The 14,759-nt window shown below is 70.2% G+C and carries 12 protein-coding genes; 5 read left to right on the top strand and 7 right to left on the bottom strand.

Annotation, left to right across the window (positions count from 1 at the left end; translation table 11 throughout):
- Window positions 1-23: 23 nt before the first annotated feature.
- The 6 genes from ACQP06_RS09565 to ACQP06_RS09590 all read right to left on the bottom strand — a co-directional run bounded on the left by ACQP06_RS09565 (window position 24) and on the right by ACQP06_RS09590 (window position 7,035).
- Window positions 24-1,055 (bottom strand): ATP-dependent 6-phosphofructokinase, encoded by a 1,032-nt coding sequence (locus tag ACQP06_RS09565; protein WP_357279305.1) that lies wholly within the window; start codon window positions 1,053-1,055, stop codon window positions 24-26.
- A gap of 87 nt (window positions 1,056-1,142) precedes the next feature.
- Window positions 1,143-2,039, bottom strand: a complete 897-nt coding sequence (locus ACQP06_RS09570) for a hypothetical protein (RefSeq protein ID WP_433671890.1) — start codon at window positions 2,037-2,039, stop codon at window positions 1,143-1,145.
- A 156-nt stretch (window positions 2,040-2,195) separates the two neighbouring features.
- Window positions 2,196-3,152, bottom strand: a complete 957-nt coding sequence (locus tag ACQP06_RS09575; protein WP_433671891.1) for a hypothetical protein — start codon at window positions 3,150-3,152, stop codon at window positions 2,196-2,198.
- Entirely contained in the window at window positions 3,142-4,965 is a 1,824-nt protein-coding gene (locus ACQP06_RS09580) for a protein kinase domain-containing protein (protein WP_433671892.1), read from the bottom strand. Before ACQP06_RS09580 ends, ACQP06_RS09575 begins: the two co-directional genes overlap by 11 nt.
- A gap of 58 nt (window positions 4,966-5,023) precedes the next feature.
- Entirely contained in the window at window positions 5,024-5,710 is a 687-nt protein-coding gene (locus ACQP06_RS09585; RefSeq protein WP_379101626.1) for a response regulator, read from the bottom strand.
- Window positions 5,707-7,035 (bottom strand): sensor histidine kinase, encoded by a 1,329-nt coding sequence (locus ACQP06_RS09590; protein WP_433671893.1) that lies wholly within the window; start codon window positions 7,033-7,035, stop codon window positions 5,707-5,709. The genes ACQP06_RS09585 and ACQP06_RS09590 overlap by 4 nt, the downstream gene beginning before the upstream one ends.
- A gap of 184 nt (window positions 7,036-7,219) precedes the next feature.
- Between ACQP06_RS09590 and ACQP06_RS09595 the strand changes: the two genes are divergently transcribed.
- The 5 genes from ACQP06_RS09595 to ACQP06_RS09615 all read left to right on the top strand — a co-directional run bounded on the left by ACQP06_RS09595 (window position 7,220) and on the right by ACQP06_RS09615 (window position 13,449).
- On the top strand, window positions 7,220-7,567 hold the full coding sequence (locus ACQP06_RS09595) for a hypothetical protein (RefSeq protein ID WP_433671894.1): 348 nt from the start codon (window positions 7,220-7,222) through the stop codon (window positions 7,565-7,567).
- Window positions 7,568-7,607: 40 nt separating this feature from the next.
- A complete protein-coding gene (locus ACQP06_RS09600) occupies window positions 7,608-8,402 on the top strand; it encodes an ABC transporter ATP-binding protein (protein WP_433671895.1) in 795 nt (264 codons plus the stop codon).
- Window positions 8,399-10,894 carry an FtsX-like permease family protein gene (locus tag ACQP06_RS09605; RefSeq protein ID WP_433671896.1) on the top strand — a complete coding sequence of 832 codons (2,496 nt, stop codon included), beginning with the start codon at window positions 8,399-8,401 and terminating at the stop codon, window positions 10,892-10,894. The genes ACQP06_RS09600 and ACQP06_RS09605 overlap by 4 nt, the downstream gene beginning before the upstream one ends.
- Window positions 10,895-10,918: 24 nt before the next feature.
- Window positions 10,919-12,433 (top strand): Asp-tRNA(Asn)/Glu-tRNA(Gln) amidotransferase subunit GatB, encoded by a 1,515-nt coding sequence (gatB, locus tag ACQP06_RS09610; RefSeq protein ID WP_433671897.1) that lies wholly within the window; start codon window positions 10,919-10,921, stop codon window positions 12,431-12,433.
- Between the two features lie 185 nt (window positions 12,434-12,618).
- Complete coding sequence (locus ACQP06_RS09615; RefSeq protein WP_433671898.1) at window positions 12,619-13,449, top strand: MerR family transcriptional regulator; 831 nt, start codon at window positions 12,619-12,621, stop codon at window positions 13,447-13,449.
- Between the two features lie 71 nt (window positions 13,450-13,520).
- Here ACQP06_RS09615 and ACQP06_RS09620 read toward each other — a convergent pair whose 3' ends face one another.
- On the bottom strand, window positions 13,521-14,648 hold the full coding sequence (locus ACQP06_RS09620) for a PQQ-dependent sugar dehydrogenase (RefSeq protein WP_433673278.1): 1,128 nt from the start codon (window positions 14,646-14,648) through the stop codon (window positions 13,521-13,523).
- Window positions 14,649-14,759: the final 111 nt, after the last annotated feature.

Raw genomic sequence — 14,759 nt, forward strand, 5'->3', positions numbered from 1 at the left:
AGGGCCGTGAGAGCTGTTCCGGCTCAGCCGAAGAAGGCGGCCGCCTCCCGATACCGGTCCTGCGGCACCAGCTTCAGCTGCTTGGTGGCCTCCGACAGCGGCACCAGCGCGATCTCGGTGCCGTGCAACGCCACCATCTGCCCGAATTGCCCGGCGTGCACGGCTTCCGCCGCGTGCACGCCGAATCGCGTGGCCAGCACCCGGTCGTACGGCGTCGGTGTGCCGCCGCGCTGCACGTGCCCGAGCACGGTCACCCGGACCTCCTTGCCGATGCGCCGCTCGATCTCCGGCGCCAGCTGCTGGGCGACCCCGGTGAAGCGGACGTGCCCGAATTCGTCGATGCCGCCGTCGCGCAGCGTCATGGACTCCGGATCGGGGTGCGCACCCTCGGCGACCACGCAGATGAAGTGCGAATCCCCGCGCTGGAAGCGCCGTTTCACCATGGCGCAGACCTCGTCCACGTCGAACGGCACCTCGGGCACCAGGGTGAGGTGGGCTCCGGCGGCGATGCCGGAGTTGATGGCGATCCAGCCCGCGTGCCGCCCCATCACCTCGACCAGCATGACGCGCTGGTGGGATTCGGCGGTGGTGTGCAGCCGGTCGATGGCCTCGGTGGCGATGGCGACCGCGGTGTCGTGGCCGAAGGTGGTGTCGGTGCAGTCGATGTCGTTGTCGATGGTCTTGGGCACGCCCACCACGGGGACGCCCTCGTCGGCCAGCCAGGAGGCGGCCGTGAGGGTGCCCTCGCCGCCGATGGGGATGAGCGCGTCGATGCCGTTGTCGTCGAGGGTCTGCTTGATGCGGGGGAGTCCGGCGCGCAGGACATCCGGATTGGTGCGCGCGGTGCCGAGCATGGTGCCGCCCTTGGTGAGCAGCCGGTCGGTGCGGTCGTTGTTGAGGATCTGGATCTTGCGATCCTCGAGTAGTCCGCGCCAGCCGTCCTGGAATCCCACGATGGCGTCTCCCCAGCGGCCGTTCGCGGTGCGAACGACAGCACGGATCACGGCATTCAGGCCTGGGCAGTCTCCGCCTCCGGTCAAGACTCCGATGCGCATGGACCCCATCTTGCCCTGAGATCGGTGGTCCGTGGGCTGCACCCCCGTGAACCGCCGGTTACGGTTCGCGGCGGTTCGGCCGGGCCGCTAGCCCGCCGCGCAGACGCCGCCCCGGAGCTCGTCGAGGTGCTTGCCGATCAGGGTGGCGACCTTGGTGAGCATGACGGTGCCGTCGTCGAAGGAGCCCGAATTGGGCTGGGTGGCAATCGCGATGGCGATCTGCCCGCCCGCGGTGGGAATCAGGCCCAGCTGCCTGACCAGGTAGTTCCCGCTGGTGTCGGGGCCCCAGCCGCCCTTGAACTCGGCCCCGTCCAGCGTGCCCAGGCCCCAGCGCTGACCGGAGCTGACCTTGCTCATCAGCGAGGTGACCGCGTCGGACTCGGGCAGACAGGGCAGTTTGGCCGCGAATTTGACCTGATTGGCCAGCGACCAGTCGGCCTGTCCGAACGCCGAGTAGTCGGATCGGGTGCGGGTGGCGGGCACCGTGGTGTCGGTGTCGCCACCCTCGCGTAGCACGTCCTGGACGGTCTGGGCGGCGACATCGGGCGAGCCCAGCGCCTGCCACAGGGTGTCGGCCGCGCTGTTGTCGGAGTACTCGATGGCATTGATCGCGGCCGTCTGGTTGGACGAGCTCTTGCGCAGCGCGGCCAGGGTGAGCGGCACCTTCATGGTCGACCAGCCCGGTCCCGAGCTCCAATCGCCCAGCGCCACCGTGCGATCGCTGCCCACCGGCGTGATGGCCAGCCCCACCTTGCCCGACAGCGACGGCTTCAGCTCATTGACGAAATCCCAGGCCAGGGTGCCCGGCAGTGCGACCACGGTGGCCGGGACGGTGGCTCCGGGCGTCGCCGCGGTGCTCGTTTTATCCGGTACCAGTACGGGTTTGCTGCTGCAGGCCGTCAACGCCCCGAGCAGCAACACCAGGGCGCCGCGACCGGCGGTCCGGGCGAGCCGCCGCCGTCCGCGTGAAATCGGTGCGTGCACCCGTCAACCTCCATCTGCCCCGGCGTCCGGCGCGTTCCCTGTTCCTAGCGGACGCACCGGAACCCCGTCAATCTCAGGGATTGTCGTGCTCCCGGACGAGGGGGGTCAAATGCCGTGGGTATGGGTGATTTTCGGTGGGCATGCGGCCGAAAAGGGTCAGTGCGAGCAGAGTCCGCCGTGGAGGTCGGGCAGGTGGTCGCCGACCAGCAGCGCCAGCTTGTCCATCATGTCGGTGGCGTCATCGAAACTGCCCGAGTCGGGTTCGGCCGCCAGCGCCACCGCCACCGGTCCGTTCAGCGTCGGGACGAGGCCGAACTGGCGGACCGTGTATTTGCCGGTGTCGTCGTCGGGACCCCAGCCGCCCTTGAACTCCGCGCCGATCAGCCGGCCCAGGCCCCAGCTCTGGCTGGGGGTGATCTCACTCATCAGCGAGACAACGGAATTGGCGCGCGGCAGGCAGGGCAGCCGGGAGGCGAAGTGCACCTGGTCGGCCAGCGACCAGTCGGTCGCGCCGAAGGCGAGCAGATCGTCGGATTCCAGCGCGGCCAGCTTGGTGTGGCGGGCGGCGACATCGGTGGCGACGTCGCCGGCCTCGCGCAGGATCGACTCGACCGCGTCGGCGGCCTCGCTGCCGGTGCCCAGCGAGGTCCACAGCGTCTGCGCCGCATCGTTGTCGGAGAAGGTGATGGCGGCCTCGGCGGTGGAACGCATGCCGGTGGGGTCGTGGCGCAGTGCCGCCAGGGCCAGCGGCACCTTGATGGTGGACCAGGCGATGCCGGTGGTCCAGTCGCCCAGCTGGGTCATCTCGCCGCCGCCGACCGGCATCACCGCGAGGCCGATCCGGCCCTCGAGTCCGGCCTTCAGCTCGGCGAAATCCGCCGCGAACGCAATGGTTTTCGGCAAACCGAACAGTTCGGGCAATTCGGGCGCGATCAGGGGCGGGGACTGCTGCAGCTTCGAGCTGTCCCCGACCGGCTTGATCTCATCCGCCTGCGCCGAAGAGTGGTGCACCGCACCGACATTCACACCACACCCGGACACGGCCAGGACAGCCGCCACCGCCAGCCCGCGCACAAAACCCTTGCAACAGGCCGGGATCGGATCAGTAGACATACACCACCGCGTTCTCGCCACCAGCGCAGGTCACCAATTTGCCTGCGGCCGTGCAGTTCATCGTGTAAGACCGGCCCGTCACCGGACTCACTGCCACCACAGTAACCGGCGACCCCGGCCGGCCAGTAGCCGTATCGGCATAAGACCGGCGAACCGCCTCCGCGAAAGGACAGGACGTGACCGTGTTCCCGATCGCGGAATTGGCGAAGCCGCCCAGCGCCGCATACGTCGGTGGACACGGCGTAGCACCCGCCGGCAGCTGGACCGCGTCGGATGTCGTGGTGGGCGCCGCCGGGCTCGTCTGCTGTGAGCGCGGAGGCGTGGTTCCCGGAACACCCTGTGCTGCCGTCGTTATGGGTGTTTCGTTGCCGGAGCGGTCGAGGACTTGCCAGCCGATCGCACCGGCGATCGCGGCCAGCGCCACCACCAGCACGGCGATCGACACCGGCGCCGCCACCGACCGCTTGCGCCGCCGCCCCGGCGCCCGCGGCTCGGGCTGCACGATGGCGTGCTCGGAGGTCGGATACAGCGAGGGATCCGGCGCCGGCGCGTACGGGAAGTCCCGCTGTTGCGCCTGCGCGTGACCCCACACCGCCTGCTGCTGGGCATCCGGCGGCAGCGGCGTGTAGTGGAAGTCGCTGACCCGCACCCGGGTCGGGTCCGAGGGCGTGATGATCGGCAGATCGCTCGACGGCGAGGGATCCTCGGCCGCCGGGAAGGAGCCGGTGATGTAGGCCGGGATCGACGTGGTGTTCGGGCGGCCGGGATTGGTCTGCCGCACAGTCGGATCGGTATTGCGGGCGGGCGGCGGCGGGGTGCCGCCCGGCAGCATGGTCGTCGCCGGACCGGCCGGGCCGCCGGTCGGCAGCACGGTGGTCGGGGGCGCGCCCACGGGCGGGCCGGGCGGCACGGTCCGGCCGGGCCGCGGCGGCTGACCCGGCGCGCCCTGGCCACCGGCGCCCGGCATATTCGGGGGCAGACCCTGACCGGCCAGCGCCGAGCGGGCGGCCCGCGCGAATTCGCCCGCGGTGTAGAAGCGGTCGTTCGGGTCCTTGGCGAGCGCCTTGCCGATCACCGCGTCCAGGGCGGGCGGAATCCCGCCGCGCAGCATGCTGGTCAGCGGCGGCGCCTCGGACAGGTGCGCGCGGATCAGCACGCTCATATTGTCGGCCGGGAACGGCTTGTCGCCGGTGAGGCATTCGTGCAGCACGCAGCCCAGCGAGTAGATGTCGGCGCGGCCGGAGACCGGGCCCGCGTCGAACCGCTCGGGGGCCATGTAGGCGTAGGAGCCCACGGCCGTGCCGGTCATGGTGATGGTGGAGTCGCCCTCGGCGCGCGCGATGCCGAAGTCCGCGAGATATGCGAAATCCGCATCGGTGACGAGGATGTTGGCGGGTTTCACGTCACGGTGCACCAGCCCCGAGTAGTGCGCGGCGTCCAGCGCCGCGGCCACCTGCTCGATGATCCCGATGACCCGCAGCGGCGGCAGCGCCCCCGAACCGTCCAGCAGCGAGCGCAGATCGCGGCCGCGCACCAGCCGCATGTCGATGTAGAGGACGCCGTCGATCTCGCCCCAGTCGTGGATGGGGATGATGTGCGGCTCCGCCAGCCGGGCCGCCGCCTGCGACTCGCGCCGGAAACGCTCCTGGTAGGAGGGATCTTTGGCGAGCTCGGCGGGCAGCAGCTTGAGCGCGACGACCCGATCCTTGGACGTGTCGTAGGCCTCGTAGACCTCGCCCATGCCGCCCTTGCCGAGCAGCGAGCGCAGCTCGTACGGCCCGAACCTGCTCCCGGCCCGCGATGGCGCATCCACCCCGTCAAACCTCCACACTCTTGGGAGGGAAGCAGACGAGGACCCGCGACCCACCCCTCTAGGAGGTGGATTCTCCCGGTGCGACTACGCCGTGGTCAAACGCAAAGACGATGGCAGCGGAACGGTCGCGTAACCCGAGCTTCCCGAAGATATGTCCCACGTGGCTCTTCACCGTTACTTCGGAGATGCCGAGCGCGGTCGCGATCTCCGCGTTGACCCGGCCTCTGCCGATGAGTCCGAGCACCTCGAGCTCGCGAACCGTGAGCTCGGACAGGCGATTGCCGGCGGGCGCCGGGGTGGGGCGCGCCGAACGGTAGGTATTCAGGACACGCGGGGTGACGGTCGGGTCCAGCCACGAGCCGCCGCCCGCGACCGTGCGGACCGCGCGGATCAGATCCTCGGCGGGGGAGTCCTTGAGCAGGAACCCGGCCGCGCCCGCGCGCAGCGCGCCGGACAGCAGCTGGTCGTCGTCGAAGGTGGTCAGCACCAGCACCGGGGGCGCGTCGGGGGCGGCGCGCAGGGTGCGGGTGGCCTCGATGCCGCCGATCCGCTTCATCCGCAGGTCCATCAGCACCAGGTCGGGGCGGTGGGCGGCGACGGCGGCGGGCACCTCGTCCCCGTCGGAGCATTCGCTCACCAGGAAACCGTCTCGGCGGCGCAGGATCCGGCGCAGTCCACCGCGGACCAGTTCCTGGTCGTCGACGACGAGGACGCCGATCAGTTCCTCGTCCGAGCGGTCGGTCACATACCCTCCTGGGCGGTCTTGCGGAACAGCGGTTGCAGCAGCGACTGCAGGTGGTCGTCGGCGGCGGTGAAGCCGCAGGGCACGGTCCCGGTCAGCGGGATGTGCGCGAACACCCGCCAGCCGTCGTCGTCGGGTCCCGCGGTGAGCCGCCCCGCCAGCGGCGCGACCCGCTGCCGCATACCGGAGATGCCCATGCCGTTCCCGGCCCGCGGGGCCGCCCCGGCCGCCAGCGTATTGGTCACCGTGACCTCGATGTACTTGGGGTGCAACTGGATTCGCAGCCGCGCCCGCTCGCCGGGGGCGTGCTTGGCGACATTGGCCAGCGACTCCTGGCAGATCCGGTACATGGCCAGGCCCACCCCGGCGGTCACCGCGGACCGGTCGCCCTCGAGGCGATAGTCGACCGTCACCCCGGCGCGCACGAAGTCCGACACCAGTTCGTCGATGTCGTCGAGATCCGGCTCCGGCGCGAGCGTGGCGGGCCGGTCGCCGAGCAGGCCGACGGTGCGCCGGATATCGGCCATGGCCTGGCGGCCCAGCCGTTCGGCGTCGGAGAGCGCGTCGATCGCGTCGTCCACATCCCGGTCGGTCTGCAGGGCGTGCCGGGCGGCCGTCACGTGCAACAGGGTGATGCTCAGCGAATGCGCGATCACGTCGTGCACCTCGCGGGCGATGCGGCGGCGCTCCTCGTCGGCCGCGGCCTGCGCGCGAATGTCCTGGTAGTCGCGCTCCTGATACAGGTAGCGGCGCTGAAAGTTGAGCAGCTGGCCGGTGAACCAGGCGAACAGGATGCCGAGTGCGAACCAGGTGAATCCCTCGATGTGCCCGATCGATTCGAAGAACATGAGCTCGGCGAACATGACCAGGGCCACCGGCACGCTCACCGCCGGGCCGGTGATGGCCGCGATCTCCCCGGCGATGATGATCAGGACCAGCGGCGCGACGTCCAGCGGGACCGGCTGGGTCAGGAACAGCGCGGCGGCGGCCACGGTCAGCGTGGCGAGCAGGACGGGCCGCGGCTTGAAGTCCAGGATGATGCACGGCGGACCGGTCACGCAGATGAGCATGAGCGCGACCACCGCGACGACGCCCGGGAAGTACCCGGCCACCACCCGCTGCACGAAGGCCACGGTGGCGACCGTGCACATCATGGAATCCACCAGGATGGCCATCGACGCGGGGTAGTCGAATCCCGTCGACTCCACCCAGCGCTGGTAGTCGGCGAACGGATTGCGTACGAATCGCCGGAACCCCACGCCGACGCGGCGCAGTCCCTCCAGCAACTCCTGCCCCAGAGCGGCGGGGGTGGCGCTGGTCACGTTCATTCTGCAAGGCTATCCGTCGAATCAGACGGCGTACATCGTCCGGCGGCAGGGGTACGTCTCCTACCGGGGTAGGAGGTCAAGTCGCGTCCGCGGCACGAAGACAGCGGCCGCGGGCCGCTCGTAGTTTTGGGGACAACAGCCGACACGTCCGCCACCAGCGGGCGTTCAACGAGAGGTTGGCGTCATGTCCTGGGCAGATCTTCACGCTCGCACCGACATCCTGCACACCGTCCTGGACCGGGCGGCGCGCCGCGACTTCGCACGAAATCCAGTGGACCCCAAGCTCTTCCACGACCTGCCGGACCTGGACCGGCTCTTCGGCGGACCCGAGGGCGTGCTGCTGGCACTGCGGAACCGCTGGGAGAACCACCTGACCGTTAAGCTCGAAAACGCTATGGAGAAAGGCATTCTGGCGCAGGAGGCGTACGCCGAACTGTGCGCCGAGCAGCCCGCGCTGCGCGCCCTGCTGGATGCCTTCGACACCGATCACCTGTACCACCGCCGTCCTCGCCTGCGCGCGCTGGCCGGCTGACCGCACCACACCGATGGCACTGATCTTCGAGGGGTAGACCATGCTGGAATTGACCGACGTCACCAAGGAATACCGGGTGGGTGAACAGGCCGTCCGCGCCCTGGACGGCGTCAGCCTGCGGATCGGGGCGGGGGAGTTCACCGCGATCATCGGGCCCTCCGGCTCCGGCAAGAGCACCATGCTGCACCTGCTCGGCGCGCTGGACTCCCCGGACTCCGGGTCGATTCGATTCCAGGACAAGGAGATCGGCGACCTCGACGACGACGCGCAGTCCGAATTCCGGCGGCACCGGGTCGGTTTCATCTTCCAGTTCTTCAACCTGCTGCCCACCCTCACCGCGTGGGAGAACATCGCCATCCCGAAACTGCTGGACGGCACCGGACTGCGCAAGGCCAAGCCGCGCGCCCTCGAACTGCTCGACCTGGTCGGACTCGGCGAACGCGCCGACCACCGGCCCGCCGAACTATCCGGCGGGCAGATGCAGCGCGTGGCGGTGGCGCGGGCACTGATCATGGACCCGCCGCTCATCCTCGCCGACGAGCCCACCGGCAACCTGGACTCCAAGACCGGGGCCTCGATCCTGCGACTGCTGGCCGACATCACCGAGGCGGGGAACTCGGTGGTCATGGTCACCCACGACATGGGGGCGGTGCGGTACTGCGATCGCGTGATCAACCTGCGCGACGGGCGGATCGGGTCCATCGACCGGGTCGAGCGGGGGGATGACGGGGAGGTCCGGACGATTCCCGAGGCCGGGCACGACGGCTCCGAGTCCGCCGTCGCGCCTGCTTCGAAGGGTGCCGCCGTGAACGGCGCCGGGGCGGTGCGCGCATGATCCGCGCCGCCTGGGACCGCCTCCGGCTGTTCAATATCGGTGAGCTGCTCGCCCACCGCGCCCGCACCATCATGGCCATGGTGGTGATGGGAGTCTCTGCCGGACTGCTGGTTTCGGTGTTCAGCATCTCCGGCTCCATCACCGGCTCGGTGGACAAACTCACCCACAGCCTCGGCGGCAAGGCCTCGCTCGAGGTCAGCGGCATCACCGACGCCGGCTTCGATCAGGCACTGCTGCAACAGATCCGGACCGTGCCCGGCGTCGAGACGGCCGCGCCGATGCTGCGCCAGTCCATCGGGGCCGACGACGACCGGGCACTGCTCATCGGCGTCGACCAGTCCATCGCACAGCTCGGCAGTGATCTCGGCGGGACGCTGAAAGACCAGGCGGGCAAGCTGCTCACGGTTCCCAACGGTGTGCTGGTGGGCTCCGCCATGGGGCATAGTGAAGGGGAGCGGTTCCAGCTCGGCACGGTGACCGCCACGGTCGCGGGCGTCATCGACGACGCCACCGCCGCCAAGCTCAACGGCGGCCACATCGTGTTCGCGCTGCTGCCGGTGGCGCAGAAGATCACCGATCGGGCCGGGCACATCGACTCGGTGCAGATCGTGCCCGCCCCGGACACCGATGGGGGACAGCTGCGTTCGGACCTGACCAAGGTGGTCGCGGGCCGGGCCGTGGTCGCCGATCCGGACCTGCGCACCGCGCAGGCGGGCGGCGCCATCATGCTGGTCCGCTTCTCGACCCTCGCCTCCTCGGCGGCGGCGCTGATCGTGTCGACCTTCCTCATCTACAACGCCATGAGCATGGCGGTGGCGCAACGCCGCCCGACGCTGTCGCTGCTGCGGGCCATGGGCGGCAGAGGCGGTCCCATGGTGCGCGACCTGCTCACCGAGGCGGCGTTGCTCGGCCTGGTGGGCGGCCTGATCGGCGCGATCATCGGAATCTTCATGGGCCGCACCGCGATCCACCAGCTGCCCGCGGCGATCGTGAACTCCGTGGAATCGCGCACCGAGTACGAGGTGCCCGGGTACGCGGTGCCGGTGGCGATCGCGGCCTGCGTGCTGGCCAGTGTCGCCGCGGCCGCTCTGGCGGCGCGGCAGGTGTACAAGGTCGCGCCCATCGAGGCGCTTGCCCCGGTCGGCGTCGGCGCGGCCGATCAGGTGAGTCCGCTGCTGCGCTGGTCCGCGGCCGCCCTCGGCCTGGTCATGGTGGGCGGCGGCATCGCGGTGGCCGAGGTGGATCTGGGCCGGTATTCGATCGGCGCGATCTCGCTGTCGATCGCCGGATCGGTGGTGCTGTGCTTCGCGGCCACCGGGCCCATCGTGCGCGCCGTCGCCGCGGTGGCCGGACTCTTCGGCGCGCCGGGAGCATTGGGCGCCACCACCATCGAACGCGCGCCGCGCCGGGTGTGGGCCACCGTCATGACGGTCATGATCGGCATCACCGCCATCGTCGCCATGGGCAATGCCAGCCGCAATATGGTCAGCGCCGCGACCGACAGCTTCGAGGGCCTGGGCCGCACCGATGTGTTCGTCAGTCCGACCGCCATGGAGCAGTTCCCCACCGGGCCGCTGCTGCCCGCCGACCTGAAGGCGAAGCTGGCCGCCATCCCCGGCGTCGGCGGAGTCGGTTCGGCGCAAATGGCTTTCGCGACCCTGGGCCGCGGCCGCGTCATGCTGCAGGGCTACGAGGACGGCGTCGCGCGCACCTCGGCGCTGGACAGCGTGGACAAGGCCGAGCAGGCGCGGATGGCCGCGGGCGAGGGCATCGTCATCTCCCGCGACGTGGCCCGCTCCCTCGGCGTCGAGGAGGGCTCCGAACTCACCCTGCCCACCCCGTCGGGCGAACACCGGGTGCAGGTGCTGCGGGTGGTGCCGTACTTCTCCGCCATCGCCGGGGTCGTCGTCCTCGACCTCGACGTCATGCGGCAGTGGTATCAGCGGCCCGGCGAGACCATCATCGGCATCGACTTCGCGCCCGGCGCGGACCACGCCGCGGTGATGGCCGCCGTCCGTGCCGCCGTGCCCGCCGACATCCACGTCAGCACCGGACGGCAAGCGGTGGACGCGATCTCGTCGAGCGTCCAGCAGGGCACGGCGATCAGCGCCGCCATCCTCTGGATCGTGGTGCTGGTCGCCACCATCGCCCTGCTCAACACCCTGATGCTGTCGGTCCTGGAACGCCGCCGGGAAATGGGCGTGCTGCGGGCCATGGGCACCAGCCGCCGCTTCCTGCTGCGCAGCGTGCTCACCGAGGCCGCGGGCATCGGATTGACGGGCGCGGCCCTGGGACTGGTGATCGGGTCGGGCGTGCACTATCTGGCGACCGTCGCCCTCGGACACGCCATCGCCATGGACATCGCCTATCGTCCCAGCCCACTGCTGGTGGTGTACGCGATCATCGCGCTCGGACTGGCCCTGCTCGGGGCGATTCCGCCCGCCCTGCGCGCCGCCCGGATGCCCATCGTGGAGGCCATCGCCGTGGACTGACGGCGGGTAAATAGGATGGAGCGCATGAGCGCAGCGACCGTGGACTTGATGGACTACTCCGATGTCATCGACCGGTACGACCCGGTGCTCGGCATGGAGGTACACGTCGAGCTGGGCACCGCGACCAAGATGTTCTGCGGCTGCCCGACCGAATTCGGCGCCGAGCCCAACACCCAGGTGTGCCCCGTGTGCCTGGGCCTGCCGGGCTCGCTGCCGGTGGTGAACGAGAAGGCCGTCGAGTCCGCGATCCGCATCGGGCTCGCGCTGAACTGCTCCATCACCCCGTGGGGGCGGTTCGCGCGGAAGAACTACTTCTACCCGGACCAGCCGAAGAACTACCAGATCAGCCAGTACGACGAGCCGATCGCCACCAATGGCTACCTGGACGTGATCCTCGACGACGGCGAGGTCTTCCGCGTCGAGATCGAGCGCGCCCACATGGAGGAGGACACCGGCAAGTCGCTGCACGTGGGTGGCGCGACCGGCCGCATCCACGGCGCCTCGCACTCGCTGCTCGACTACAACCGCGCGGGCGTGCCGCTCATCGAGATCGTCACCAAGACCGTCGAGGGCGCGGGCGAGCGGGCCCCCGAGGTGGCGCGCGCGTACGTGACCGCGCTGCGCGAGGTGCTCAAGTCCCTCGACGTGTCCGACGTGAAGATGGAGCAGGGCTCGCTGCGCTGCGACGCCAACGTGTCCCTGATGCCCAAGGGCGCCAAGGAGTTCGGCACCCGCACCGAGACCAAGAACGTGAACTCGCTGCGCAGCGTCGAGGTCGCGGTGCGCTTCGAGATGCGCCGCCAGGCCGCGGTGCTGGCCTCCGGCGGCGAGATCCTCATGGAGACCCGCCACTTCCACGAGACCGACGGCACCACCTCGCCGGGCCGCATCAAGGAGACCGCCGAGGACTACCGCTACTTCCCGGAGCCCGACCTCGAGCCCATCGCGCCCGACGCCGCCTGGGTCGAGGAACTGCGTGGCACCATCCCCGAGTACCCGTGGCTGCGCCGCGCCCGCATCCAGTCCGACTGGGGCCTGTCCGGCGAGGTGTTCCGCGACCTGGTCAACGCCGGCGCGCTGGACCTGATCATCGCGACCGTCGACGCGGGCGCCTCGGTCGACGCCGCCCGCTCCTGGTGGGTCGCCTACCTCACCGAAAAGGCCAAGGAGAGCCAGGTTTCGCTCGAGGACCTGCCCATCACCCCCAAGCAGGTCGCCGAGGTGGCCGGGCTGGTCGAGGCCAAGACCATCAACAACAAGGTCGCCAAGCAGGTCGTCGACTTCGTCCTCGCCGGTGAGGGCGAGCCCGCCGCCATCGTCGAGGCCAAGGGCCTGGGCATGGTCTCCGACGACTCCGCCCTGCAGTCCGAGGTCGAGAAGGCCCTCGCCGCCAACCCCGACATCGCCGAGAAGATCCGCTCCGGCAAGGTCCAGGCCGCCGGCAAGGTCGTCGGCGACGTCATGAAGGCCACCCGCGGCCAGGCCGACGCCGCCCGCGTCCGCGAACTGGTGCTGGCCGCCTGCGGCGTCGAGGGCTGATCCCGCCCGCGGCCCGATCGGCCGCTGCGTATCGGTGGCGCGCAGCTGACCTCGCGCGCCGCCGGGTGGACCCACCCACCGAACTCTCGTCCTCGGGGCGCGCGGCACCAGCCGCGCGCCCCGAGCCTTCTGAGCGATCATGAGCTTGACCCTCACACCGTGTGAGGCCCGAGCCTGGAGGAGTCATGTTCAGTATCGGAGACTTCGCCAGGTTCGGATCGGTGTCGGTGCGAATGCTGCGTCACTACGACGAGATCGGGCTGCTGCCGCCGTCCGAGGTCGACCCGTACTCGGGCTATCGGTTCTATGCCGCCGATCAGCTCGCGCGGCTCAACCGCATCGTCGCGTTGAAGGATCTCGGCTTCACCCTGCAACAGGTGGCCGAGATGCTCGACGGTCAGCTGTCCGCGGAACGGTTGCACGGCATGCTGCAACTGCGTCGTGCCCAGCTGGCCAATCAGGTGGCCGCGGACACCGCGCGACTCCAGTCCGTCGAGGCGAGGCTCCTGCGCATCGAAAGGGAGGGCGTCATGCCCGAGCAGGAAATCGTCGTGAAATCCCTGGCCCCCACGCTCGTCGCCGAAATGAGCGAGGTGGCGGCCGAATCCGGTGAGGCCGCCGTCGGCCCGATCATCGAGCGGCTCTACCAGCGGCTGGGGACGTCGATCCCGGAGGCGGGACTCACCATCACCGGTGCGCCGGTGGTGTATTACGAAGAGCTGGAAGCGGGTCTGCGCGTCCACGTCGCCCACCAGGTCGCGGGCGCCGCCACCCCCGGCACGCCCTTCGAGCTGCGTGAGCTGCCCGCGATCACGCAGGCCGCCACCCTCGCCCACCGCGGCAAACTGTCGGAACTGTGCGTGTCCTTCGAGGCCATGGGCCGCTGGGCCGACGAGAACGGTTACGCCCCTTGCGCTCCCATTCGCGAGGTCTACCTCAACGCCCCCGGCGACCCCGCCTCCGCCGAATGGGTCATCGAACTGCAGATGCCGGTCACGCAGGCCGCCCGAGCCTGAACCGGAATCCCGAGCCCGGAAAGCGCCGCGGCGCACAGCGAGTGCTGTGCGCCGCGGCGTGAGCCGGGAGGCTAGTCCGAACCGCCGCGCTCGCCGCCGTTCGGCGGTGGGATCCGCACCACGCGATCGTCGTACTGGTTCGGACTGCCGTCGGGCTTGTTCACGGTGCCGACCCAGATATTGCCGTCGCCGCCGATCGACGCGCCGTCCAGGCGGCCGTACTTGTCCTGCGCCAGCAGCGAGGGCGCGGCGGTCACCGCGTGGGTGTTCTTGTCGGCCATGGCGATGGCCAGCGCCTTCTGATTGGTCATGGAGATCGCGACCGCGTCCGTGGCGGCCGTGCAGCCCGCGACACCCGGGTGATCGGGCCAGGTCCACGCCTTCACCGCCAAACCGTCCGCGCCGACCCGCTGCAGCCGGTCCTCGGTGGCGGTGCGGTCGGTGAACCAGATCGACCCCTTGCCGTCCGAGCACACGCCGCCCGCCACCCCGATTCCGGACACCATCACCTCGGCGGCCGCACCGGGCGCGGGGGCGCTGATGCTCAGCAGCTTCCCGGCCAGCGAGCCGTTGTCGGCGGCCAGCGCCGGATTGCCCGCGTCACCGGTGAGCACCAGCATGCGGTCGTGCGCGGTGAAATCGATCGACCCGCGATTGCCGTTGGCGCCCTTCGGGATTCCGGTCAGGATCGGCTTGGGCGCGCCGCCGCCGGTGGAGATGCGCACCACCCGGTTGTCGCTCGGCGTCGTCACGTACGCGTAGACCAGGCCGTCCTCACCGTAGGTGGGCGACAGCGCCAGCCCGGTCACGCCGCCGTCCCCGGCCGGGTCGACCTCCACCTTCGCCACCTCCACCGGCGCGGGCGGCTCGCCCTCGTCGGTGGCGACCACCTTCAGGATCCGCCCGGTGGTGCGCTCGGCCACCAGCGCGCTGCCGCCGTCGGGCAGCGCGACCAGCCCGCCGGTGGTGTCCAGGCACGAAACCACCACGGCCAGATCGGGATCCACGCACGGCAGATCCGGACGCTTGGCATTGGTCGGCGGCGTCTTGGGGGTGGAGGTCTTGGGCTCGGCGTCCTGCCAGGTCGGCTCGGTGGTGAACGGGCTGGAGGCGCGATCGTCGAAGCGCGCGCACCCCGACAGCAGCACCGCGCCGAGCGTCATGCCCAGCACGATCCGCCCGGCGCCCGCACGGACCATCCGTGCACCCACCCCGACACGGTCAGCGGCAACCAGACTCATGGTGGAGACGTTACGGAAAACCTGCCGTCACCGCTCGGACGGGGTGTCGCAAAAAGGCGTGCCGTGGCG

Source organism: Nocardia sp. CA-136227 (assembly GCF_050955695.1).
Taxonomy (GTDB): domain Bacteria; phylum Actinomycetota; class Actinomycetes; order Mycobacteriales; family Mycobacteriaceae; genus Nocardia.